The organism is Citrobacter sp. wls619 (assembly GCF_005281345.1).
Lineage (GTDB): Bacteria > Pseudomonadota > Gammaproteobacteria > Enterobacterales > Enterobacteriaceae > Citrobacter.
Genome location: NZ_SZXJ01000082.1, coordinates 1 through 24,815 on the forward strand (window position 1 = coordinate 1; position 24,815 = coordinate 24,815).

Genomic DNA, 24,815 nt, shown 5'->3' on the forward strand with positions numbered 1-24,815 from the left:
GGGTGTCCAACTTTTTGGGTGCAGTTCAAAATTCCCGGTTTTTTCAGCAACGCAGAAAGTATTACGGCTTGGCAACAAAGCCAATAGCTTCATACACGGCTTTCAGCGTAACAGAGGCACGCGCGCTGGCTTTTTCCGCACCCTCTTTCATCACTTTCTGCAGGAAGGCTTCATCGTTACGGAAACGGTGATAGCGCGCCTGAAGCTCGGTCAGCATACCGGAAACGGCCTCTGCGACTTCACCTTTCAGATGACCATACATTTTGCCTTCAAAGTGCTGTTCCAGCTCTGGAATGCTCTGGCCAGTAACGGCAGAGAGGATATCCAGCAGGTTGGAAACACCTGCTTTGTTCTGCACGTCGTAGCGAACAACCGGCGGCTCTTCGGAGTCGGTCATCGCTCGTTTGATTTTCTTAACCACGGATTTCGGATCTTCCAGCAGGCCGATCACGTTGTTGCGGTTGTCATCCGACTTGGACATTTTCTTCGTCGGCTCCAGCAGCGACATCACGCGCGCGCCGGATTTAGGAATGAACGGCTCAGGCACTTTGAAGATGTCGCCATACAGGGCGTTGAAGCGCTGGGCAATATCGCGGCTCAGTTCCAGATGCTGTTTCTGATCTTCGCCAACCGGCACCTGGTTGGTCTGATACAGCAGGATGTCTGCCGCCATCAGCACCGGATAATCAAACAGACCGGCGTTGATGTTCTCCGCATAGCGCGCGGATTTGTCTTTGAACTGGGTCATACGGCTCAGTTCGCCGAAGTAGGTGTAGCAGTTCAGCGCCCAACCTAGCTGGGCATGTTCCGGTACGTGAGACTGCACGAAAATGGTGCTTTTTTCAGGATCGATTCCGCATGCCAGATACAACGCCAGCGTATCCAGCGTTGCTTTACGCAGTTGCTGAGCATCCTGACGAACGGTGATGGCATGTTGGTCAACGATGCAGTAGATGCAATGGTAGTCATCCTGCATGCTCACCCACTGACGCAGCGCACCCATATAGTTGCCAATGGTCAATTCACCTGAGGGCTGTGCGCCACTAAAAACGATGGGCTTAGTCATTTTTTAATTCCTGATTTTCGCTATGCGGAAGCCCGAGAGCGGGCAGTAGTTCATTAATACGGTCGTAAATAACGTCGGGCTGGCTCAGCGCAATCGACTCGCCGTAGTTGTAGCCATAGGTCAGGCCAACGGACGGACAGCCAGCAGCTTTTGCCGCCTGAATATCATTGCGTGAATCCCCTACGAAGAGCATTTGCTCAGGCTTGATGCCAAGCTTGCTTGCCACCAACAGCAGCGGATCCGGATGCGGTTTTTTATTCTGCACGTCGTCACCACCGATGACCACGCTAAAGTATTTGGCGATATCCAACGCCTCGAGCAATGGCGCGACAAACGGGGTCGGTTTATTGGTCACCAGACCCAGCGGCAATCCTTTCGCATGCAGCGCGCCCAGCGTATCGGCAACATCAGGGAACAGGAATGTTCCCTCTTCCGCGACATCGCCGTAATATCTGTCGAACAGCTTACGCAAAATACGTACCTGTTCCTCGGCGGGGATATCATCATCAACGGGCGGTTTACCCATCGTTTTGCGTAAAGTTGCGCGCTCCTGACGAGACCACGCCAGCGCGCGCTCCATCAGTACATCTGCACCGTTACCAATCCAGGTGATAACACGTTCTTCACCGGCAACCGGCAGTTCCAGCGCATACAGCGCCATATCCACCGCAGCGGCTAATCCCGGCGCGCTGTCGACCAGCGTGCCGTCGAGGTCAAATGCAGCGCCCCGAATATCCTGAAACTTATCCATGACTTACCTTCGCCAGTTCATTGCGCATTTCATCAATGACTTTTTTGTAATCTGGTTGGTCGAAAATAGCAGAGCCTGCGACAAACATATCTGCGCCTGCCGCGGCGATTTCACCAATGTTGTTCACTTTGACGCCGCCGTCCACTTCCAGACGAATGTCATAGCCAGATTCATCAATGCGGCGACGCACTTCGCGCAGCTTATCCAATGTTTGCGGAATGAAGGACTGCCCGCCAAAGCCTGGGTTAACGGACATCAGCAGGATCACGTCGAGCTTATCCATGACGTAGTCCAGATAGCTCAGCGGCGTTGCCGGGTTGAACACCAGCCCCGCTTTACAGCCATGCTCTTTGATCAGTTGTAAAGTGCGATCGACATGCTCGGAGGCTTCCGGATGAAAAGTAATGATGCTGGCGCCAGCGGCGGCGAAGTCCGGGACAATACGATCGACCGGTTTCACCATCAGGTGAACATCAATCGGGGCAGTGATGCCATATTTACGCAGCGATTTCAGTACCATCGGGCCGATGGTCAGGTTCGGCACGTAGTGGTTGTCCATGACGTCGAAGTGAACGACATCAGCACCCGCGGTCAGCGCTTTCGCGGTGTCCTCACCCAGGCGGGCAAAATCAGCCGACAGAATTGAGGGGGCAATCAAATACTGTTTCATCCGCTTCTCCTTGAGAATTATTTTTTCGCAGGCGTTGCGACTCCTGGTTTGTACAGCGCCAGCAGTTCGTTCACCTTTTTACGTGTGCCGCCGTTGCTGCTTATACTGCGCCGCACTTTGACCTGAAAATGTTTTGCCGCTCGATACCATTCACGGGTATCCGGCGTGTCATGATTCGAAATTAACACCGGGATCTGCTTACTGACCAGCTTTTCTGCCATCTCGGCCAGGTGCGCCTGCTCTTTCGGGCTAAAGCTGTTGGTATGATACGCGGTGAAATTTGCCGTCGCCGAGAGCGGTGCATATGGCGGGTCACAGTAGACCACAGAGTTGGTATCCGCGCGATCCATGCACTCTTCATAGGAGAGGCAATGGAACTCTGCATTTTGCGCTTTTTCGGCAAAATGGTACAACTCGGCTTCCGGGAAGTAGGGTTTTTTATAACGACCAAAGGGGACGTTAAACTCACCGCGCAGGTTATAACGGCATAACCCGTTATAGCCAAAACGGTTGAGATATAAGAACAGCACTGCACGTCGGAACGGGTCCTGGCAGGCATTAAATTCTTCCCGGAACTGGTAGTACACCTCAGCCTGATTCGTTTCAGGCATAAACAGCTCACGTGAAGCCTGCACATACTCATCGGTACGCGTCTTCACGATGTTATAGAGACTGATAAGGTCGCTGTTGATATCGGCAAGAATATAACGAGAAAAGTCGGTGTTGAGAAACACCGACCCGGCACCCACGAAGGGTTCAATCAGGCACTCACCCTGAGGTAAATGCCGTTTGATATCATCAAGCAGGGGGTATTTACCCCCTGCCCATTTCAAAAAAGCGCGATTTTTTTTCATGCTGACTAACTAATTACACCTTCTCCGGCTGTGGAGAAAGCTCCGACAGCATCCTGCGCTTTAGTCTTTGTCCCGCAATTGGGCGAAACAGCAAACCATTGCAGAACATATCCTATCTTACTTCAAATCGGCCTGAACCTGGTGCAGCGGTTTTGCCCACGGGTTTTTCGCCTGAATGTCGGCGGGTAACGTAGACACTGCACGTTTCGCATCTTCTTTAGACGCATACACACCCGTCACCAGAACATACCACGGTTGACCGTTACGCGTCGTCTGGTACACCACGTAGTTCTTCAGGTTCTCTTTCTTCGCCCAACCATTCAGGTTGTCGTAGTTAGAGGAACTGCTGAGCTGCAGCGTGTAGTGACTGGATGGCGCTGATTTTAACGCACCAACGTTCCCTGCACTTTTCGCACCACCCGCAACCGGTGTTGCTGTCGTTGGTGCAGGTGTTGCAGTCTGCTGAGCTGGCGCGGTGCTTGCCGTTGCTTTTGGCTCAGTTGACGCTTTAGGTGTAGCGGTTACCACTGGCGCTTTCGTTGTTGTCGTCGGCGCGGTCGCAGTCACAGTCGGTTTCGCCTGAGCGACAGGTTTCGGCTCTGCCGGCGTCGCTTTTACCGTGGTCTGCGGCTTGCTCTTCGGCTCAATAACAGCCTGTTTGCGTTCCTGATGTGCAGCTGCAGTACGTTCTGCTGGCTCAGTCTTCGCAGTCTGACGCCCTGCATTGCCATTGCGAACGGGTGCTACGGTAGCAGGTTCAGTTGGCAGCGTAGAGTTGACGACGACGTTGTTAACCTGTGCCTGACCTTGCGGCTGCGTCAGCGCATTGTTCAGATCGCCCTGAACTTCAACGCGCTGCTGACCTTCTGCTGTGACAGGCGCCTGGCCTTGAGTAGGGGTAGAGGAAATCGGCGGCAGAGAAACATCCTGCTGCGTATTGCCAGCAGCCTGCTCAGCACCCGTCGCAGGCGTTGTGGTGTTCGCCTGATCCGTCGCATTGCTGCCAGAAAGATCGATGCTCTTCTCACCAGACGCAGCCTGCTCGCCGGAAGAGGAAGATGAGGGGGCCTTCAGTGCGGAACCGATACCGACAATCAGCAGCAGCAGTACCAGAACACCCACACCCATCATAATGTACTGACGGGAGGCTGGTTTACTGACCGCTTTTTTACGCTTGCGTGGGCGACGTTCTACACGTTCTTCATCCACAACATCGTCATCAGATTCATAGTCTTCTTCAATGTCCTGCTCTTCATCACGCTCTTTACGTGCCCGCGCAGGACGGCGATCGTCGGCATCCAGATCAACATCATCAAAATTGATTTGCGGCTCATTATCGCGTTCAGACGATTGACGAGAACGACCAGTACGACGATCGCTGGGATCGGGTTTCAGCTCGTCTTCTGGTTTGAATTCATCCATTTAACACCCCACTCAAAGGTTAATGCTTACGACTTTGCACATAACCTGAAGCTAAAAGACTTACGCTTTACAACGCAAGCCTGACCTTTCTTGTTGTTACGCCTGCTGGCAATCAGCAATCGCGTTAAGAACCACCTCGTGCGACACTCCGCCGCGTACTTCACTCTTCCCTATTGCCAGCGGAAGCACTAAACGAATCTCTCCCGCCAACACTTTTTTATCTCGCAGCATGTGCGGCAAATAAGCCTGTGTAGACATTTCACGCGGCCCATTCACCGGTAAACCTGCGCGCTGCAACAGCGTAATAATGCGCTGCGTTTCAGCGGAGGTAAACTGGCCCAACCGTTCTGACGTGCGGGCAGCCATTACCATACCTGCTGCGACGGCTTCACCATGTAACCAATTGCCATAACCCATTTCAGCTTCGATAGCATGGCCAAACGTGTGTCCCAGATTCAGTAAAGCACGTAAGCCCATTTCGCGCTCGTCCGCTGCGACAACTTCTGCTTTCAGCTCACAACAACGGCGAATACAGTACGCCATTGCCGGACCATCCAGACGTAATAATGCGTCCAGATTTTCTTCCAGCCAGCTGAAAAATTCACCGTCAAGGATGATGCCGTATTTGATAACCTCCGCCAGGCCCGATGCCAATTCACGCGCAGGAAGCGTTTTCAGACAGTCGAGATCCACCACCACGGAAGCCGGTTGGTAAAACGCGCCAATCATGTTTTTACCGAGGGGATGGTTTACGGCGGTTTTACCGCCTACAGAGGAGTCAACCTGCGACAACAGCGTTGTCGGGACTTGAATAAAACGAACACCACGCTGATAGCTGGCTGCTGCAAAACCGGTAAGATCGCCAATCACGCCGCCGCCAAGGGCGACCAGCGTGGTATCGCGACCATGCGGTTTTTGCAGTAACGCAGTGAAGACCGTATCCAGAACCGTCAGGCTTTTATACTGCTCGCCATCGGGAAGGATAACGCTATCAACGTTAACACCCGCCTGTTCAAGTACGCCGCGAACCTTATCGAGATAAAGAGGAGCCAGGGTTTCGTTGGTCACCAACATAACCTGATCGCCCGATTTCAGCGGTAAGAATGAAGCTGGCTCATTAAACAAACCAGCCGCGATGGTGATAGGGTAACTACGTTCCCCGAGAGTGACTGTGATCCTCTCCATTACGCGACATCCACCTTAGTTACTTGTACCCGCAGACGAGTGTGTATTCAGCCAGAATTAGTTGCTTTCCAACATATGAATAATCTGGTTTGCTACGACTTTCGCGCTCTGATCGTCGGTGCGAATGGTCACGTCGGCAATCTCTTCATACAGAGGGTTGCGTTCGTCAGCCAATGCTTCCAGAACTTCACGCGGCGGCGATTCTACCTGCAGCAGCGGGCGCTTCTTGTCACGTTGAGTACGTGCAAGTTGTTTTTCAATTGTCGTTTCAAGATAGACCACGACGCCACGCGCGGAAAGACGGTTACGTGTTTCACGTGATTTTACAGAGCCACCGCCAGTTGCCAGCACAATACCCTGTTTTTCCGTCAACTCGTTGATGACTTTTTCTTCGCGATCACGGAAGCCGTCTTCACCTTCTACATCGAAGACCCAGCCCACATCAGCTCCGGTTCGTTTCTCAATCTCTTGATCAGAATCGTAAAATTCCATATTGAGTTGTTGAGCTAACTGGCGCCCAATAGTGCTTTTTCCGGCACCCATAGGCCCAACCAGAAAGATATTGCGTTTCTCTGCCATTTTTTCGGTACTACTAAGACTATTCGTTAATGGTAAACCCGCTTCGCAGACACCCAGCGCAGCAGGACATGAACTGAAACCTCATAAGATATTGCGAGAGTCAGACTGAAAATTATCTCAATACTCAAGCGGGTTTGGCAACTGAATAAATCACCAAACCTTACGCATTTCTGGTCGTGGCAGGCATGCTACCCTGCAAACATCTGACCTGACGACGTGTCGTGTAGCCAAATGACGCCAAATAAGCCTATGACACACCACCGGAAAGGCGAAGCGTATTCACTGCTGCATAAGTAAAGAAAAGTCCCGACACTCAAATCGGTACTCCTTGTATGCTAAATACACCCGCACGTCAAATCCCTGAAACGTGTTCAGCGCAAAAACAACGGGTTTTCATGCATAAGTTATTCTGTTGGGACCAGTCTGGGCGTGATAAAAACCACTAACTCACGCCGCTCATCTTCTTTACCATCATGACGAAAGAAATGGCCGAGCAACGGAATGTCGCCGAGTAACGGCACACTGTCAGCTGCTGATTTATTTTTATGTGAAAAAATCCCGCCCAACGCGATCGTTTCACCGCTCTTAACCTCCACCAGGGTTTCAATTTCCTGCTTATCGATGGCCAACACTTCGCCATCCGCTTGCTGTAGCACCTGCCCGGGGACATTCTGGCTAATATGCAGTTTCAGTCTGATCCGCCCTTTCTGCAGCACGGTCGGCGTTACCTCCATCCCCAGCACCGCTTCTTTAAATTCGACGGACGTTGCGCCGCTTTCACCGCTGGAGACCTGATACGGGATTTCACTGCCCTGCTTAATACTGGCAGGTTGCAGATGAGAAGCCAGTAATCGCGGGCTGGCAATGATGTCGAGCTGCTGTTTTTGCTCCAGTGCGGACAACTCAAGCTCCAGCAAACGACCATTAATGCGGCCAATATTAAATCCCACCCGCGATGTTGCAGTAGACACGGAAAGATCGCTGGCAAGCGTGGTGACATTCCCCACCGCCCCTGGCAGTTGCGCATCTGCCAGCGACCACTTCACCCCCAGCTCACGCAAACTTTTTTCATTAATCGTGACGATATGCGCCGCCAGCTCGACCTGTTCAACGGGCAAGTCCATTTGCGCCACCCACTGTTCCAGTATGTTTAGCGCAACAGGGTTGTCTCGCAGCAGTAGGCGGTTGGTACGTTTGTCGACCGTTATACTTCCTTTAGTGCTCAGCAATTTTTCACCGGCTTTTGCCAGCTCGGTGGCATCTGCGTATTGCAAAATTATGCTGCGATGTTCCAGCGGCAAACCGGCCTGAATCCGCGCTTGTTCACTCTCCTGACGGGCTGTATTTTCGTTTTGCCAGCGTACAGTATGCACATGCAGGATGTTTCCCTCCTGACGTAACACCAGTCCGGCGCTTTTTACCACCGTCTGCAATGCCTGTTTCCACGGCACATCCGTCAGATGCAATGACAGCACGCCACTGACATCCGGTGACACCACCAGATTTTTCTTCTCCTGCACCGCCAGCGCCTGCAACACCTGAACAACGGGAACATCATCCACCACCAGCGTCACGTTTTGTGCTTTCCCGGCCAGCACGCTGGGTATTACGGTCATCAGCACGATGACTATCCACCGCTTCATTCGCCTCTCCTTGTCGTTGCCACTGCCACCGTGATGGCTCACAATCTTTCCCTGTGTCGATAGTTACGCTTTGGGCTGTCACCTGAGATACCCTCCAGATGCTATTCAGAACATCTTGCTGCTCGACCCTCCGCCATTGGTGTTGACCATCCTGCATAAACCCGATTGAGCGTCCTCCCTGGATCACCGCCCCCTGATAACGCCATGCCGACAACTCAGCCATCCGGCAGTGATCCTCTGGCGGCTGAAAGGGATTGCGCATACCAGTCAGCAGCAGCACGCTAAAACACGCGAACAGCCAGCGCTCAGTCATCATTCAGACGCTCCAGTTGTATCGTCAACAACACATCAGCATCTTCTGCACGAAGAGAAAACTGACTCGTACTCATCCCCTGTTCCGCCAGTTGGGCAAACACTTGTGGGACCGCATCCCACGCAGTTTTCAGCGCCAGTTCGCCTCCCCGTACGGAGGGCTGCCAGTGGATCAGATGTGTAAGAGAGCTTTGATAGACCAATGGGGAAAAAGGAACCGGCCTCGCTTCAGAGGGAGAAAAGGGGTGTTCAACCGATGACGCCAGCAGATACAGATTGCGCCATTGAACTTGAATCGCCACGCGTTGACGGACTAATGCGGCCTGCTGCGCTTTCCGTTGCTGCTCTACAGGATAAAGGCACAACAGCGCAGCCGCGGTCAGAACCAACATCCAGCCGCCCCAGCACAACAGTCGAAACCGCGGCGTCTGCGCTAACCAGCCATCACAAAGCGCCTGCATTCATAACGCTCCGTATCAGACGATAGTGAAACTGCCAGCGTCCCTGCGCATCTTGTCGCGTTTCCCCTGAGCTTTCCAACTGAAACCCAGAGTGTTTACGTAATTGCGTCTCCAGTCGATGAAGCGCAGCAACGTTCAGCGTCAGCCCTGTCAGCGCCAGCGTATCCTGCTGCCAGGTCATTCCTGTTAACCACGCCTGTTCTGGCAGCAACTCAGCCACCCCTTGTAAAACAGACTGCCAGCTTCGCATCTGTTCACGCCGTTTTTCTCTTTGTTGCGCCAACTGCCATTGTTGTTGACGCTGTTGCAGGCGCGGCTTGAGCGCTATCAGGGTTTCAGCCCGTATTTTTTCGGCATCAGCCAGCAGTAAATCGACCCGATTATCTACGCGAGAAAGCGCGTAATAACCCAATGCGATACCCACAATAGCCAGTAAAGATCCACTCAATAACGCTCCCCACCATTGCAGGCAGGCATACCGCCGCGACTGACGCCAGGGCAAAAGATTGATGGTCGCCGTCATCAGTACACATCTCCCATCGCCAGCCCAAGCGCAACAGCAAAGTTGTGGCTTTCCGTAGGAATCGGTGGCTGGCGGACGGACACCGTATTTAAGGGATCAAAGCCACCGGCTTCACATAGCGCAATATCCGCCGGACAAAGAGATAATGCCGCGGCAAGCGCGTCGATATCGTCAATTTCTCCCGTCGATTTACGTCCCCATGCCGTGCGGCTCGCCCAGAGCCATTGGCTATCGTCACGCCATGCCAGACATGATTGATGCTTGGGTAAATAAGGCATTAATCGCTGCAAGGCGCTGGCATCCGGCGTAATGGCCGTAACCTGTACCTTCAGGGGATGCATCAGTGTCAGGAGTGCCGATATTTCTTTGCTTTGTGCCGCTGTCACGTTTAACGCCGGGCTTAGCGTGTCTTCGCTATAATCAAACCGCAGCGCATCCGGCTCCATATCCAGTTCGCGAGCCATTGCCCCAGACAACCATGCCGTTTGCTCTGGTTCGCGCAGGGTCATTGCTGGACGGGGTAACTTTTTTTGTAACGTCCTGTTGGCAGGAAAAGAAAGGTGAATATGGTGCCTGTACGGTAGCTCACGGCTCCACGGCAGGAGCACCGCAGTAAGCTGTTCCGGCTCACGAATGTGACCGTCGACGATAACCTGATGTGCCAGCGGCATACGCCACCAGCGTTGTAGGACCCAACCTGACGCGTCACGAACGATAGCGACAGCCAGCACGTCATGTTGCTGAATATGCAGACCAATTTGCCATATACGAAAAGCCATTGCTGATGATCTCCTTATCACCCGTTCCTTCAACGGGTATATCAATGCGTCTGGCTTGCCTTTATACTACCGCGCGTTTGTTTATAAACTGCCCAAATGCCACTAAATGGGAAATCTCCAGTGAAGTTCGTAAAGTATTTATTAATCCTTGCAGTATGTTGCATCCTGCTGGGAGCAGGCTCGATCTATGGCCTCTATCGCTATATCGAGCCACAATTACCTGACGTCGCGACGCTAAAAGATGTGCGTCTGCAGATCCCAATGCAGGTTTACAGTGCTGATGGCGAACTCATCGCGCAATATGGCGAGAAACGTCGAATTCCGGTTACGCTGGATCAAATGCCGCCGGTAATGGTTAAAGCCTTTATCGCCACAGAAGACAGCCGCTTCTATGAGCACCACGGGGTTGACCCGGTGGGGATCTTCCGTGCTGCCAGCGTCGCGTTGTTCTCCGGCCACGCCTCACAAGGGGCAAGTACCATTACCCAGCAGTTAGCGAGAAACTTCTTCCTGAGTCCGGAACGTACGCTGATGCGTAAGATTAAAGAAGTGTTCCTGGCTATCCGTATTGAGCAATTGCTGAGTAAAGACGAGATCCTCGAGCTTTATCTGAACAAGATCTATCTGGGGTATCGCGCCTATGGCGTGGGTGCTGCCGCGCAGGTCTATTTCGGCAAGTCCGTTGATCAACTCAGCTTAAGCGAAATCGCAGTGATCGCCGGTCTGCCAAAAGCGCCGTCAACCTTCAACCCGCTCTATTCGATGGACCGGGCAACTGCGCGCCGTAACGTTGTACTGTCGCGTATGTTGAGCGAAAACTACATCACTCAGGCCCAATACGATCAGGCGCGTAGTGAAGCGATCGATGCCAACTATCACGCGCCGGAAATCGCTTTCTCAGCCCCTTATCTGTCTGAGATGGTGCGCCAGGAGATGTATAACCGTTATGGTGAAAAAGCCTATGAAGACGGGTATCGCATCACCACTACCATTACGCGCAAAGTCCAGCAGGCCGCCCAGCAGGCGGTACGTAACAACGTGATGGATTACGACATGCGCCACGGCTACCGCGGCCCATCTAACGTGTTGTGGAAAGTGGGCGAAAGCAGTTGGGACAGCAAAAAAATTACCGATACGCTGAAAGCGCTGCCGACTTATGGTCCGCTACTGCCGGCGGTTGTTACCAGCGCTAACCCACAGGAAGCGACCGCAGCGTTGGCGGATGGAACCTCGGTCTCATTACGTATGGAAGGCATGCGCTGGGCACGTCCTTATCGTTCGGATACACAGCAAGGCCCGACGCCGCGTAAAGTAACCGATGTGGTTCAGGCCGGTCAGCAAATCTGGGTACGCCAGGTTGGCGACGCCTGGTGGCTGGCGCAAGTGCCGGACGTTAACTCCGCACTGGTTTCGATTAACCCGCAAAACGGCGCAGTGCTGGCACTGGTGGGTGGTTTTGATTTCAACCAGAGCAAATTTAACCGTGCGACCCAGGCATTACGCCAGGTGGGTTCGAACATCAAACCCTTCCTCTATACCGCCGCGATGGATAAAGGCCTGACGCTGGCAAGTATGCTGAATGACGTACCAATTTCCCGTTGGGATGCCGGTGCAGGTTCTGACTGGCAGCCGAAAAACTCACCGCCGCAATATGCTGGCCCTATCCGCTTACGTCAGGGGCTGGGTCAGTCGAAAAACGTGGTGATGGTTCGTGCCATGCGCGCAATGGGTGTGGATTACGCGGCAGAGTATCTGCAACGTTTCGGCTTCCCGGCACAGAACATTGTGCATACTGAATCACTGGCGCTAGGTTCAGCCTCGTTCACTCCGCTGCAGGTTGCTCGCGGTTACGCGGTAATGGCAAACGGCGGATTCCTGGTCGACCCGTATTTCATCAGTAAGATTGAAAGCGATATGGGTGGCGTTATCTTTGAGGCGAAGCCAAAAATTGCCTGCCCGGAATGTGATATCCCGGTAATTTATGGCGATACGCAGAAGTCTAACGTGCTGGAAAACAGTAACGTTGAAGATGTTGCGGTATCTCAGGAACAACAAAACGCCGCCGTGCCAATGCCACAGCTGGAACAAGCTAACCAGGCGCTGGTCGCACAAAGCGGAACACAAGAATACGCACCACACGTCATCAACACGCCGCTGGCCTTCCTGATCAAGAGCGCGTTGAACACCAATATCTTTGGTGAGCCAGGCTGGATGGGAACCGGCTGGCGTGCCGGACGCGATTTACAGCGTCATGACATCGGCGGAAAAACCGGGACCACCAACAGCTCGAAAGATGCCTGGTTCTCCGGCTATGGCCCAGGGGTTGTAACCTCGGTATGGATCGGGTTTGATGATCATCGTCGCGATCTCGGACATACGACGGCATCCGGCGCGATCAAGGACCAAATCTCCGGCTACGAGGGCGGTGCGAAGAGTGCACAACCTGCGTGGGACGCCTACATGAAGAGTGTATTAGAAGGTGTTCCTGAGCAGCCGCTAACGCCACCACCGGGTATCGTTACCGTCAATATTGATCGTAGCACCGGCCAACTGGCGAACGGCGGTAACAGCCGTGCAGAGTATTTCATTGAAGGTACTCAGCCAACGCAACAGGCGGTACATGAGGTGGGGACAACCATTATCGATAATGGTGAGACGCACGAGTTGTTCTAATCTTTTGCCGGATGACGCTTCGCTTATCCGGCCTACATTTTCGGCGCAATTATTTGATATTGCTGGACATTGTAGGCCGGACAAGGCATCAGCCGCCATCCGGCAACATAAACTACAATCGCCCTTGCCCTTTCAGCCATTCGCGTACCAGGAACAGCGCACTGACATTACGCGCTTCGTGGAAGTCAGGGTCTTCTAACAGATCCATCAAATGCGCCAGCGGCCAGCGCACCTGTGGCAATGGCTCGGGCTCATCACCTTCCAGCGACTCAGGATAAAGATCCTCTGCAACCACAATATTCATCTTGCTGGAGAAATAGGAAGGCGCCATGCTGAGTTTTTTCAAAAACGTCAGGTCTTTCGCACCGTAGCCCACTTCTTCTTTCAGTTCCCGGTTAGCCGCTTCAAACACGCTTTCACCCGGATCGATTAACCCTTTGGAAAAACCAAGCTCGTAGGATTCGGTTCCGACCGCATATTCGCGAATGAGGATCAGGTGGTCATCCACAATCGGCACAATCATTACCGCTTCGCGCGTGGATGGGCGCATACGCTCATAAACACGACGTACGCCGTTGCTGAACTCAAGGTCCACGCTTTCGACTTTAAACAGCCGGGATTGTGCGACGGTTTCCACTTTCAAAATCGTGGGTTTTTGTAATGATTTGCTCATCATGAGGATCTTTGCTGTGAAATCTGGGGTTATTGTGCGATATACAGCACGGTTTCGGCAATGTGAATTGCCGTTTATTTACATTTATGTAACGTACTAAAAGTTAATTCCTATTTCAAATTAAAAGTCAATAGGTTGAAATAACTCCAGGAATTTGCTGATATTCCGTTTTTGGTGATTTTGCTATTATTCGCATTTATTGGGCTGTACTTAAAGATGCTCAAGTTCAACTCCACACTTGCCGATAGCCAACCACAGAATCACGAATATTGAACAGGGTGCGACTGACCACGCCTGACAGACTAAGTAAGATGGGGAAAGCATGAGCACCATTCTGATTTTTTTAGCTGCTTTGCTGGCCTGCTCATTGCTTGCAGGGTGGCGATTCGGATCAAAATTCAGACGACAAAAATTACCGTTGAGCAACGTCTTCTCTGACGCCTCTAAGCGTAAACTAACACCCGAAGAACGTGGTGCGGTCGAAAACTATCTCGAAAACCTCAGTCAAATTCAGCAGGTTCCTGGCCCAACAGGTGCCAGTTCAGCACCGGTATCGTTAACCCTGAATGCCCAAAGTAATAGCGTCATCGTACTGACACATTCCATTACGCGCTATGGCATCACCACCGACGATCCGAACAAATGGCGCTACTATCTCGACTCCGTCGAAGTCCATTTGCCTCCCTTCTGGGAACAATACATCAATGATGAGAACAGCGTTGAGCTGATCCACACCAATACGCTGCCGCTGGTTATCTCGTTGAACGGTCACACGCTGAAAGAGTATATGCAGGAAGCGCGTGGCTATGCCCTACAGCACACCGCGTCTACTCAGGCCTCTATTCGTGGTGAAGAAAGCGAGCAGATCGAACTGCTGAATATTCGCCAGGAAACGCACGAAGAATATGCGCTCAGCCGCCCGTCGGGATTGCGCGAAGCATTACTGATTGCCGCATCATTCCTGCTGTTCTTTTTCTGTTTAATCATGCCAGACACGTTCGTACCGTGGACCGCCGGTGGCGCAGTGTTGCTGCTGGCTGCGGGTCTGTGGGGTCTGTTTGCACCACCGTCTAAAACGGCCCTACGAGAAATCCACTGTCTACGTGGCACTCCACGTCGCTGGGGGCTGTTTGGTGAAAACGATCAAGAGCAAATTAATAATATCTCGCTGGGTATTATTGACCTGATTTATCCACCACACTGGCAGCCTTACATTGCACAGGACCTTGGCCAGCAAACGGATATTGATATCTATCTGGATCGCCATGTTGTCCGCCAGGGGCGTTTTTTATCTTTGCATGACGAAGTGAAAAACTTCCCGTTGCAGCACTGGCTACGCAGCGCCGTCATTGCCGGTGGTTCGTTGCTGGTATTGCTAATGCTGCTGTTTTGGGTCCCGTTGGATATGCCAATTAAACTTACGCTTTCCTGGATGAAAGGGGCGCAAACTATTGAGGCCACCAGCGTTAAGCAACTGGAAAAGGCGGGCGTTCGCGTGGGCGACACGCTGCATCTGAGTGGCACGGGGATGTGTAACATCCACACTCAGGGGAGCTGGAACGCACAACCCGCGACACCTTTTATGCCATTTGATTGTTCGCAGATTATCTGGAATGACGCGCGCGCCCTGCCGCTGCCCGAGTCCGATCTGGTCAATAAGGCGACCGCACTGACCCAAAGTGTTAGCCGCCAGCTACATCCCAAACCTGACGATGACTCTCGCGTCAGCTCCTCATTACGCTCAGCCATTCAGAAGTCCGGCATGGTGTTGCTGGATGATTTTGGCGATATTGTTCTGAAAACCGCCGATCTGTGTGCCGCCGAAGATGAATGCGTACGCCTGAAAAATGCCCTGGTTAACCTGGGCAACAGTAAGGACTGGAACGCTCTGGTTAAGCGAGCAAACGCCGGGAAACTGGATGGTGTGAATGTGCTGTTGCGCCCAGTAAGCGCCGAATCACTGGATAACCTGGTGAATACCTCTACGGCACCGTTCATTTCACGCGAGACCGCCCGGGCGGCTCAGGCACTGAATAGCCCAGCCCCCGGTGGTTTCCTGATTATCAGTGACGAAGGCAGCGACCTGGTTGATCAGCCCTGGCCGGCGACCTCGTTGTACGACTATCCGCCGCAAGAACAATGGAACGCCTTCCAGCGCCTTGCCCAGATGCTTATGCAAACGCCATTTCGCGCTGAAGGGATTGTCACCAACATCTCGACCGACGCCAACGGTACCCAGCACATTGGCCTGCACCGAATCCCGGATCGTTCAGGTTTATGGCGCTACCTTGGCACCACGCTGCTGATGCTCTCCATGTTGGGATGCGCTATCTACAACAGCGTTCAGGCATTCAGACGTTACCAGCGTCATCGTTCGCGCATCACGGAAATTCAGGAATATTACGAGAGTTGCCTTAATCCAACGCTGATTGAGGCCCCAGAAAGCCTGATTCGATAACACGCCCGCGCGACGGAATATGCTACCCTGTCGCGCATCTTGTTTTCCTCTGGGGAGTTTCCATGCACATAGATATTGCCTGGCAGGACGTCGACACCGTTCTGCTGGATATGGACGGTACGCTGCTCGATCTGGCATTCGATAACTATTTCTGGCAAAAACTGGTGCCGGAGACCTACGGCGCGCAACAGGGTATCTCTCCCCAGGAAGCCCTGGAATTTATTCGTCAGCAGTATCATGCCGTACAGCATACGCTAAACTGGTACTGCCTGGATTACTGGAGCGAACGCCTGGGTCTGGATATATGCGCCATGACAACCGCACAGGGACCGCGCGCCGTACTGCGTGAAGATACGGTACCGTTCCTTGATGCCCTGAAAGCGAGCGGCAAACGTCGTATTTTGCTCACCAATGCGCATCCGCATAACCTGGCGGTGAAGCTTCAGCATACCGGTCTGGCCTCACACCTTGATTTATTACTTTCCACCCACACATTTGGTTATCCCAAAGAGGATCAGCGGTTATGGCACGCTGTCGCTGAAGAAACGGGAATGAGTGCAGAGAAGACGTTGTTTATTGACGACAGCGAACCGATTCTCGACGCCGCTGCTCAATTCGGCATTCGTTACTGCCTCGGCGTAACCAATCCCGACTCCGGTACAGCGGAAAAACAGTATGCACGTCATCCGTCATTGAATGACTACCGCCGACTGATCCCCTCACTGATGTGAAGGAGACGCCATGAAAAAGAAGCCCCCTGTCGAAGTCAGGCTGGATAAATGGCTGTGGGCAGCACGCTTTTATAAAACGCGCGCAGTCGCCCGCGAAATGGTTGAAGGCGGTAAGGTGCATTACAACGGGCAGCGCAGCAAGCCGAGTAAGATTGTCGAGCTAAATGCCACCCTCACCCTGCGCCAGGGAAATGACGAACGAACGGTCATTATTAAAGCCATTAGCGAGCAGCGTCGCCCGGCAACTGAAGCCGTTATGCTGTATGAAGAAACCGCGGAAAGCGTGGAAAAACGCGAAAAAATGGCGCTGGCGCGTAAACTTAACGCGTTAACCATGCCGCACCCGGACAGGCGACCGGACAAAAAAGAGCGCCGCGACCTGTTACGATTTAAACACGGCGACAGCGAGTGACTGTCACCTGCAAGAGAGATGATTATGCCGCAACATGACCAATTACATCGTTATCTGTTTGAAAACTTTGCCGTGCGCGGCGAACTGGTAACTGTTTCACAAACCCTGCAACAGATCCTCGAAAATCATACTTACCCACAGCCGGTCAAAACCGTGCTGGCGGAGCTGCTGGTTGCCACCAGTCTGCTGACCGCGACGCTGAAGTTTGCCGGTGATATCACCGTGCAACTGCAGGGTGATGGTCCGCTGAACCTGGCGGTCATTAACGGCAACAACAATCAGCAAATGCGCGGCGTGGCCCGCATGCAGGGCGATATCCCTGAAGATGCCGATCTGAAAACACTGGTTGGCAACGGCTATCTGGTGATCACCATTACACCGGAAGAAGGCGAACGCTATCAGGGCGTGGTCGGCCTGGAAGGTGACACGCTGGCGGCCTGCCTGGAAGATTACTTCATGCGTTCAGAACAGCTGCCGACGCGTCTGTTTATCCGTACTGGCGACGTCGACGGCAAACCTGCTGCTGGCGGTATGCTGTTACAGGTCATGCCAGCGCAAAACGCACAGGCAGATGATTTCGATCACCTTGCAGCACTGACAGAAACCATCAAAGCCGAAGAGTTGCTGACGCTGCCAGCCAACGAAGTTCTGTGGCGTTTGTACCACGAAGAAGAAGTCACCCTCTACGATCCGCAGGATGTTGAGTTCAAATGTACCTGTTCACGCGAACGCTGCGCGGGCGCTCTGAAAACGCTGCCGGATGAAGAAGTTGACAGCATTCTGGCAGAAGAAGGTGAGATCGATATGCACTGCGATTATTGCGGTAGCCACTATCTGTTTAACGCCATGGATATTGCAGAGATCCGCAGCAACGCCTCCCCTGCCGATCCACAAGTGCATTAATCCCCGTTTTGCCCGGTGGCGCGCAGCTTTAAGGCCTACGGTAAAACTGTTGTCTGCCGGATACGGCGCTCGCGCCGCCATCCGGCAACAGATTCACTCGTTGTAATAAGTCATCGGCAGTCGTTTGCCATTAATGGTGATATCCCGCCAGACTCTGGGAGCCGAATCCAGTTGATGATTCGCCAGCGCCTGCAGCAGTTGCTCTTTATTGAATCCCTCGGGTAGCCGGGCGGTCGCAATCAACACCCATTTGTTCTCCTTAACGCCAAAGACCAGACTTTCCCCTTCACCAAAAGCATACAATACGTGCTCGGGCTGCCCATCCGCATTGAGATCCTGATCCACCAACACACACGCATCCTGCTCAATACAGGAGGCGATCCGGTAGCGTTGCCCCTTTAAAAACGTCCAAAACGCGTCATCGGGCTTCTGGCTTCCCGGCGCAATCATCACCTTCGGCGCCAACTGCGTTGCCGTCAGCTCATTTACCGGATCGCGATGCCCGCGCAGGATGGCATTTAAATCACGCCTGCGTTTGCTGTCTTTGTTGAACGCATCATCTTTTTGTAATGCTTCCAGTGCGGCGCGACCGGGTTTTCCGCTGTGATCCAGCATATACAGGCTGACCTGGTCAGCCGTAATTTTCCCGCTGTAGTAGCGCCCCATATGGCTGTTGACGCTAATACGCCAGACATCAATGACCGGCGACGTCAGCAGAATCAGCAGGCCCAATGTCAGGAGCGAAACGCCAAGAATGACCTTTCCCTGAATATCGAGCGGGTTGCCTCCCGCGCGCAAAATACTGACCAGATAGCCGAGGGACCACACCAGTAATACAAAGACCACCAATGCGCCATACAAACGCTCAGGCGTCCAGCCATACTGATGAATTCTCAGCCACATTGCCCAACCGGCAATCAGCATATAGAGAGGAGCAACAACCAGTGAAGCGTTAATCAAATAACGTAATGCACCAGGATAAGGTAACGCCTCTTTGCGCGGCTCGCGCACAATGGCCATCAGCGACAGGAAGATCAGCGTCAACGTGGACATCAGGCCCGCCGCTGACACGCGCCGTGAGATAGCGTCCAGTCCGGTGAAAGGCAGGGTCAGCATAAACATCAGCGCTAACAGTGCAACCAGCGGGAGTAAACCTGTGGCGAGGAACGTCAGCAACTTTTGCACCGCAGCAACCAGGCGCGACTGCGTACGCGCCAGCACCACTGCCAGTGCGGTGATCAGGCCAAGCGCCAGATAGACAAACCAGTCAGTCTCAAAGAAAAGCGTGTTGAAGAAGGTGATTCCGACCAGTTGAAACATTTCACTCCACAGCAGGAGCACCAGCCAGAACAGGCCGTTAGCCACAACAGCGATTAGCAACGTCAGCGAATTAAGCCACAGGTAGGTATAAAACTGCGGATAGCGAGCCTGTTCACGACGTGCGTGAAGTTGATATTGCATCCACGGCAAAGCCAGCATCGCCATCAACAATAAGCGCCAGCCGTAGGCAAAAAAAATGTCATCCTGTCGCCATCTGTCACTGTCCGCCACACTCCACTTCAGCCACACACTCATCGCCAGCACAACCACGCAGATCAGCGCCATCCAGCACCATAGCGCACGTTGCTTAAATGAGACGACAGTCAGCAAAAGCGCAGAGGAGAGCGCAATCGTTACAGGCATCCCGTAGAACAGCCAGTCACTGTTCTGCGGGGCAAGATACGCCATCAGCAGGTAGCACAGCCCCCCCTGTAGCAGTCCGATAAAGACCATGCCCCAGCGGGTCGTTGGTGAAAGTTCAACACTGTCCATGTCGTTTTCCAGAAAGTAGAGAAAATCTAATTATCGCATCAACTTCACAAATATGAGTATTTGTCGGTCCATTTCGGACCCCAACTGCGCGAGGTGAATCGATATTGTTTATGTTTGAGTTACGTTTCTTTCTTACATGAATGCGATTACACTCACAAGATTCCCGCCAAAAACACTCTCTATTAACGTTTTAAGAACATTTTCCACAACAAAAAAGGGTTTCCTGCCATAATATCCGCCTCTTTGTGACAGGAGTCGCAGCGTATTCGGTTATTCGTGGAATTACCGGATGCGTAAATCTATGAGCCTTGTCGCGGTTAGCAATCCCTAAAAAACCTTACTATTCCAGGTAATACATATTGGCTAAGGAGCAGTGAAATGCGTGCGAACAACAGTTTAACCCCGCAAGATCTCAAGGCTTATGGTATCAATGACGTTCAGGATATCGTTTACAATCCAGACTACGACACGCTTTATCAGGAAGAACTTGATCCTTCCTTGCAAGGTTATGAGCGTGGCGTGTTAACGAACCTGGGCGCCGTTGCAGTTGATACCGGTATCTTTACCGGACGTTCGCCAAAGGATAAGTACATTGTCCGTGACGACACCACACGAGACACGCTCTGGTGGTCCGACAAAGGTAAAGGTAAGAACGACAACAAACCGCTTTCCCAGGAAACCTGGGAGCATTTGAAAGGGTTAGTCACCCATCAACTCTCCGGTAAACGTCTGTTTATCATTGATGCTTTCTGCGGTGCTAATGCGGATACCCGCCTTTCCGTGCGCTTCATTACCGAAGTCGCCTGGCAAGCACATTTTGTCAAAAACATGTTCATCCGCCCGAGCGACGAAGAACTGGTTGATTTCAAACCTGATTTCATCGTGATGAACGGTGCTAAATGCACTAACCCACAGTGGAAAGAACAGGGTCTGAACTCCGAAAACTTCGTGGCGTTCAACCTGACTGAACGCATTCAGTTAATCGGCGGCACCTGGTACGGCGGCGAGATGAAGAAAGGTATGTTCTCCGTCATGAACTACCTGCTGCCGCTGAAAGGCATTGCATCGATGCACTGCTCAGCAAACGTCGGTGAAAAAGGTGATGTGGCGGTCTTCTTTGGCTTATCCGGTACCGGTAAAACCACGCTGTCTACCGACCCGAAACGCCGCCTGATTGGCGATGACGAGCATGGCTGGGATGACGACGGCGTGTTTAACTTCGAAGGCGGTTGCTACGCGAAGACCATCAAACTGTCTAAAGATGCTGAGCCGGAAATCTACAACGCGATCCGCCGTGATGCCCTGCTGGAAAACGTCACCGTGCGCGAAGATGGCTCCATCGATTTCGATGATGGTTCCAAAACCGAGAACACCCGCGTTTCCTACCCGATCTATCACATCGACAATATCGTTAAGCCGGTGTCAAAAGCGGGTCATGCAACCAAAGTCATCTTCCTGACCGCCGACGCATTTGGCGTACTGCCACCGGTTTCTCGCCTGACGGCCGATCAAACGCAGTATCACTTCCTGTCTGGCTTTACCGCCAAACTGGCTGGCACCGAGCGCGGCGTAACTGAGCCAACGCCAACCTTCTCTGCCTGTTTCGGCGCAGCATTCCTGTCACTGCACCCAACGCAGTACGCAGAAGTGCTGGTGAAACGCATGCAGGCGGCTGGCGCACAGGCTTATCTGGTTAACACCGGCTGGAACGGCACCGGCAAGCGTATCTCAATCAAAGATACCCGTGCCATTATCGATGCCATCCTGAACGGGTCGCTGGATGACGCGGAAACGTTCCGTCTGCCGATGTTTGACCTGGCAATCCCAACCGAACTGCCGGGTGTAGATACTCGCATTCTCGATCCGCGTAATACCTACGCATCCCCGGAGCAGTGGCAGGAAAAAGCCAATGCTCTGGCGAAACTGTTTATTGAGAACTTCGAGAAGTACACCGACACCCCTGCGGGCGAAGCGCTGGTTAGCGCCGGACCGAAGCTGTAACGAAAAGTGCCGGATGGCGGCTTCGCCTTATCCGGCCTACAGCAACAAAAAGGGAGGCATATAGCCTCCCTTTTCTACGCGTCTTTCGTTGTCCCCTGCGCACGCGTGAATGGAACCGGAAGCCAGGCGCGTATCGACAGCCCGCCCCGCTCACTGGTCCCAATTTCCAGCATACCGTTATGGTTATCGATAATACGCTGCACAATCGCCAGCCCCAGGCCCGTTCCGCTGGTGCTACGCGCGCTGTCACCGCGAACAAACGGCTGGAACAGGTGTTGACGCTGTTCCGGTTTGATACCCGGCCCGTCATCTTCGACCTGGAACCAGGCGCGATGCGCTTCCATACCGCTACTGACCTTAATCCAGCCATTACCGTAGCGGGCAGCGTTAACCACCATATTAGCAACCGCGCGTTTGATAGACAGTGGGTGCATCTTCACCTGAATGACGCCAGGAAGTAATGCAGTATCAATTTCACGCTCGTAACCGCTTTCTGCCGCAATCACTTCACCTAATACCGAGTTCAGATCGGCCATCTCCATCGGCATCTCCTGACCCGTTCGCAGATAATCGATGAACTGTTCGATAATGGCATTACACTCTTCGATGTCCTTGTTGATGGACTCCGCAAGGTATCCGTCTTCTTCGCCCATCATTTCCGTCGCCAGACGGATACGCGTAAGCGGGGTGCGTAAATCATGGCTCACGCCCGCCATTAACAGCGTACGGTCATCGGCCAGCTGTTTTACACCGGCGGCCATATGGTTGAAGGCTCGGGTCACAGAGCGCACCTCAGAGGCGCCATACTCGCGAAGCGGCGGCGGAATAATGCCTTTCCCTACCTGCAGCGCTGCATGTTCAAGATCCACCAACGGCCGGTTCTGAATACGGATAAATAGCCACGCGCCACCAATAGCCAGCAGCATGATCGCCAGCGTATAGCGGAACAGCGGTGAGAAGTCACCCTGATGGATTTCAGTGAGCGGCACACGTACCCAGATGTTGGGCGACAGCCAGGTTTTCAGCCAGACGACAGGCGAGCTCTTGTTGACCTCAACACGTACTTCCGTTGGGCCACCCAGCTGCTGCGCCATCTGATGGCTTAAGAATTCATAGTGTTGCGCCCAACGCAGACCTGCTTCTTCAGCGGCTTCGTTGGAATAGAGGGAAATACCGAGCTCACGGTAAATTTCCCGACGAAATGCAGGTGGCACTACCAGTTGCGTACCGTCCTCCAGTTGCAGTTTATCAGTCATCAGCATACGGACTTCGTAGGCCAGGACCTTATTAAACTGCTGGAGGCTCGGCAGAATCGCGAAGTTCAGCACCACAAGGTAGGTCGTCACCAGGCTTGCAAACAGCAAGGTGACGATAAGCAATAACGTGCGAGCAAACGAACTTCGTGGCGAGAAGCGCATTCGCCTCATGCTTTAGAACCGTCCGGAACAAAAACGTAGCCCAGACCCCATACGGTCTGAATGTAACGAGGATGAGCCGGGTCTTCTTCCACCATACGACGCAGACGAGAAATCTGCACGTCGATGGAACGTTCCATCGCAGAGTACTCACGCCCCCGCGCCAGGTTCATCAGTTTATCGCGGGACAGCGGTTCACGTGGGTGGCTTACCAAGGCTTTCAGCACCGCAAATTCACCGCTGGTGAGCGGCATAGGCTCATCTTCGCGGAACATTTCACGCGTCCCCAGGTTCAGCTTAAACTTACCGAAAGCGATAACCGCTTCTTCCTGAGAAGGCGCGCCCGGCAGTTCGTTCGCCTGACGACGCAACACCGCGCGAATACGCGCCAGCAGTTCACGCGGGTTAAAAGGTTTCGGGATGTAATCGTCAGCACCGATTTCCAGCCCAACGATACGGTCAACCTCTTCGCCCTTCGCCGTCACCATTATGATCGGCATTGGGTTGCTTTGACTGCGCAGGCGACGGCAAATTGACAGGCCATCTTCCCCCGGCAGCATTAAATCCAGAACCATCAAGTGGAAGGACTCACGGGTCAGCAGACGATCCATCTGCTCAGCGTTTGCGACGCTTCGAACCTGGAAGCCCTGCTCGGTCAGATAACGTTCCAGAAGCGCACGCAAGCGCATGTCGTCATCGACCACCAGAATCTTATAGTTCTCTTGCATTGTTATTACTCCCAAAGGTTCGCAACAATTAAGTGTATATTCTTAAGAAAGCTAACGTGAGTCACCAGCGAATTCTGGTATGAATTCCAGGCTAAATTGTTACAAAGCATATTAAACAGCAGCTTAAGTATACAATGTTTCTCGCAATACATTATTTATTCTGTTGATATGCTCATGTAATACTAATTGTGCGCATCATCACAGAGTCGAAGGTAAAACAATAAGATGAAAACGCCCCTGATAACCCGTGAAGGGTATGAAAAACTCAAACAAGAGCTCAATTATCTCTGGCGTGAAGAGCGCCCGGAAGTCACCAAGAAGGTTACCTGGGCCGCAAGTCTGGGCGACCGCAGCGAAAATGCCGACTACCAGTATAATAAAAAGCGCCTGCGCGAGATCGACCGCCGCGTCCGTTATTTGACCAAGTGCATGGAGAATCTGAAAATCGTCGACTACTCCCCGCAACAGGAAGGCAAAGTCTTCTTTGGCGCGTGGGTCGAGATTGAAAACGACAATGGCGATATCCGCAAATTCCGCATTGTTGGCTACGATGAAATTTTTGGCCGTAAGGATTACATCTCTATCGATTCCCCCATGGCGCGTGCGCTGCTGAAAAAAGAGGTCGGCGATCTCGCGGTGGTGAACACCCCTGCCGGGGAAGCCAGCTGGTACGTCAATGAGATCGAATACGTGAAGTGAGACCGGAACAATCCGAAGCCCCTGTAGATGACTGGCATTTTTGCCAGTCAGTCCGTATAACTATC

General features: G+C 52.8%; 23 protein-coding genes. 7 read left to right on the top strand and 16 right to left on the bottom strand.

Features of this window, described 5'->3' with window-relative positions:
* Nucleotides 1–61 precede the first annotated feature (61 nt).
* The 12 genes from trpS to FDX19_RS16310 form a co-directional block, all read right to left on the bottom strand.
* On the bottom strand, nucleotides 62–1,066 hold the full coding sequence (trpS, locus tag FDX19_RS16255) for a tryptophan--tRNA ligase (protein ID WP_137383508.1): 1,005 nt from the start codon (nucleotides 1,064–1,066) through the stop codon (nucleotides 62–64).
* Nucleotides 1,059–1,817 (bottom strand): phosphoglycolate phosphatase, encoded by a 759-nt coding sequence (gene gph / locus FDX19_RS16260; protein WP_047408202.1) that lies wholly within the window; start codon nucleotides 1,815–1,817, stop codon nucleotides 1,059–1,061. The genes trpS and gph overlap by 8 nt, the downstream gene beginning before the upstream one ends.
* Complete coding sequence (gene rpe, locus FDX19_RS16265) at nucleotides 1,810–2,487, bottom strand: ribulose-phosphate 3-epimerase (RefSeq protein WP_040231743.1); 678 nt, start codon at nucleotides 2,485–2,487, stop codon at nucleotides 1,810–1,812. The genes gph and rpe overlap by 8 nt, the downstream gene beginning before the upstream one ends.
* 17 nt (nucleotides 2,488–2,504) lie before the next feature.
* Nucleotides 2,505–3,341: an adenine-specific DNA-methyltransferase gene (gene dam / locus FDX19_RS16270; RefSeq protein ID WP_137361508.1), complete on the bottom strand. Its 837-nt coding sequence runs from the start codon at nucleotides 3,339–3,341 to the stop codon at nucleotides 2,505–2,507.
* Nucleotides 3,342–3,458: 117 nt separating this feature from the next.
* A complete protein-coding gene (gene damX, locus FDX19_RS16275) occupies nucleotides 3,459–4,763 on the bottom strand; it encodes a cell division protein DamX (protein ID WP_137383509.1) in 1,305 nt (434 codons plus the stop codon).
* Nucleotides 4,764–4,859: 96 nt separating this feature from the next.
* Nucleotides 4,860–5,948, bottom strand: a complete 1,089-nt coding sequence (gene aroB / locus FDX19_RS16280; protein WP_137383510.1) for a 3-dehydroquinate synthase — start codon at nucleotides 5,946–5,948, stop codon at nucleotides 4,860–4,862.
* A 57-nt stretch (nucleotides 5,949–6,005) separates the two neighbouring features.
* On the bottom strand, nucleotides 6,006–6,527 hold the full coding sequence (aroK, locus tag FDX19_RS16285) for a shikimate kinase AroK (protein WP_003023552.1): 522 nt from the start codon (nucleotides 6,525–6,527) through the stop codon (nucleotides 6,006–6,008).
* Nucleotides 6,528–6,931: 404 nt separating this feature from the next.
* On the bottom strand, nucleotides 6,932–8,170 hold the full coding sequence (gene hofQ / locus FDX19_RS16290; RefSeq protein ID WP_137383511.1) for a DNA uptake porin HofQ: 1,239 nt from the start codon (nucleotides 8,168–8,170) through the stop codon (nucleotides 6,932–6,934).
* A complete protein-coding gene (locus FDX19_RS16295; RefSeq protein WP_137383512.1) occupies nucleotides 8,082–8,486 on the bottom strand; it encodes a HofP DNA utilization family protein in 405 nt (134 codons plus the stop codon). Before FDX19_RS16295 ends, hofQ begins: the two co-directional genes overlap by 89 nt.
* A complete protein-coding gene (locus FDX19_RS16300; RefSeq protein WP_137383513.1) occupies nucleotides 8,476–8,943 on the bottom strand; it encodes a hypothetical protein in 468 nt (155 codons plus the stop codon). The genes FDX19_RS16295 and FDX19_RS16300 overlap by 11 nt, the downstream gene beginning before the upstream one ends.
* On the bottom strand, nucleotides 8,927–9,466 hold the full coding sequence (locus FDX19_RS16305; RefSeq protein WP_137383514.1) for a PilN domain-containing protein: 540 nt from the start codon (nucleotides 9,464–9,466) through the stop codon (nucleotides 8,927–8,929). Before FDX19_RS16305 ends, FDX19_RS16300 begins: the two co-directional genes overlap by 17 nt.
* Nucleotides 9,466–10,245: a DNA utilization protein HofM gene (locus FDX19_RS16310; protein WP_137383515.1), complete on the bottom strand. Its 780-nt coding sequence runs from the start codon at nucleotides 10,243–10,245 to the stop codon at nucleotides 9,466–9,468. The genes FDX19_RS16305 and FDX19_RS16310 overlap by 1 nt, the downstream gene beginning before the upstream one ends.
* A gap of 120 nt (nucleotides 10,246–10,365) precedes the next feature.
* On the opposite strand from FDX19_RS16310, the gene mrcA reads away from it, so the two are divergent.
* Nucleotides 10,366–12,918 (top strand): peptidoglycan glycosyltransferase/peptidoglycan DD-transpeptidase MrcA, encoded by a 2,553-nt coding sequence (gene mrcA / locus FDX19_RS16315; protein WP_170974391.1) that lies wholly within the window; start codon nucleotides 10,366–10,368, stop codon nucleotides 12,916–12,918.
* 112 nt (nucleotides 12,919–13,030) lie between these two features.
* Here mrcA and nudE read toward each other — a convergent pair whose 3' ends face one another.
* Nucleotides 13,031–13,591, bottom strand: a complete 561-nt coding sequence (nudE, locus tag FDX19_RS16320) for an ADP compounds hydrolase NudE (RefSeq protein WP_115602375.1) — start codon at nucleotides 13,589–13,591, stop codon at nucleotides 13,031–13,033.
* 322 nt (nucleotides 13,592–13,913) lie between these two features.
* Between nudE and igaA the strand changes: the two genes are divergently transcribed.
* The 4 genes from igaA to hslO all read left to right on the top strand — a co-directional run bounded on the left by igaA (nucleotide 13,914) and on the right by hslO (nucleotide 18,095).
* Complete coding sequence (gene igaA / locus FDX19_RS16325; RefSeq protein ID WP_137383517.1) at nucleotides 13,914–16,049, top strand: intracellular growth attenuator protein IgaA; 2,136 nt, start codon at nucleotides 13,914–13,916, stop codon at nucleotides 16,047–16,049.
* Nucleotides 16,050–16,111: 62 nt separating this feature from the next.
* Nucleotides 16,112–16,780, top strand: coding sequence for a GMP/IMP nucleotidase (yrfG, locus tag FDX19_RS16330; RefSeq protein ID WP_137383518.1), 669 nt, complete (start codon nucleotides 16,112–16,114; stop codon nucleotides 16,778–16,780).
* A gap of 10 nt (nucleotides 16,781–16,790) precedes the next feature.
* Entirely contained in the window at nucleotides 16,791–17,192 is a 402-nt protein-coding gene (gene hslR / locus FDX19_RS16335; RefSeq protein ID WP_137383519.1) for a ribosome-associated heat shock protein Hsp15, read from the top strand.
* Nucleotides 17,193–17,216: 24 nt separating this feature from the next.
* Entirely contained in the window at nucleotides 17,217–18,095 is an 879-nt protein-coding gene (gene hslO / locus FDX19_RS16340) for an Hsp33 family molecular chaperone HslO (RefSeq protein ID WP_137383520.1), read from the top strand.
* 93 nt (nucleotides 18,096–18,188) lie between these two features.
* On the opposite strand, the gene FDX19_RS16345 is transcribed toward hslO, so the two are convergent.
* The gene (locus FDX19_RS16345) at nucleotides 18,189–19,907 is read right to left on the bottom strand and encodes a DUF4153 domain-containing protein (RefSeq protein ID WP_137383521.1); all 1,719 of its coding nucleotides are present in this window, start codon (nucleotides 19,905–19,907) and stop codon (nucleotides 18,189–18,191) included.
* A gap of 378 nt (nucleotides 19,908–20,285) precedes the next feature.
* Here FDX19_RS16345 and pckA point away from each other — a divergent pair, with 378 nt between their 5' ends.
* Entirely contained in the window at nucleotides 20,286–21,908 is a 1,623-nt protein-coding gene (gene pckA, locus FDX19_RS16350; protein WP_137383522.1) for a phosphoenolpyruvate carboxykinase (ATP), read from the top strand.
* Between the two features lie 74 nt (nucleotides 21,909–21,982).
* On the opposite strand, the gene envZ is transcribed toward pckA, so the two are convergent.
* Together envZ and ompR are read right to left on the bottom strand one after the other, a co-directional pair.
* A complete protein-coding gene (gene envZ, locus FDX19_RS16355) occupies nucleotides 21,983–23,335 on the bottom strand; it encodes a two-component system sensor histidine kinase EnvZ (RefSeq protein ID WP_137383523.1) in 1,353 nt (450 codons plus the stop codon).
* Nucleotides 23,332–24,051, bottom strand: a complete 720-nt coding sequence (ompR, locus tag FDX19_RS16360; RefSeq protein WP_001157751.1) for a two-component system response regulator OmpR — start codon at nucleotides 24,049–24,051, stop codon at nucleotides 23,332–23,334. Before ompR ends, envZ begins: the two co-directional genes overlap by 4 nt.
* A gap of 225 nt (nucleotides 24,052–24,276) precedes the next feature.
* Here ompR and greB point away from each other — a divergent pair, with 225 nt between their 5' ends.
* On the top strand, nucleotides 24,277–24,750 hold the full coding sequence (greB, locus tag FDX19_RS16365; protein WP_137383524.1) for a transcription elongation factor GreB: 474 nt from the start codon (nucleotides 24,277–24,279) through the stop codon (nucleotides 24,748–24,750).
* Nucleotides 24,751–24,815 lie beyond the last annotated feature (65 nt).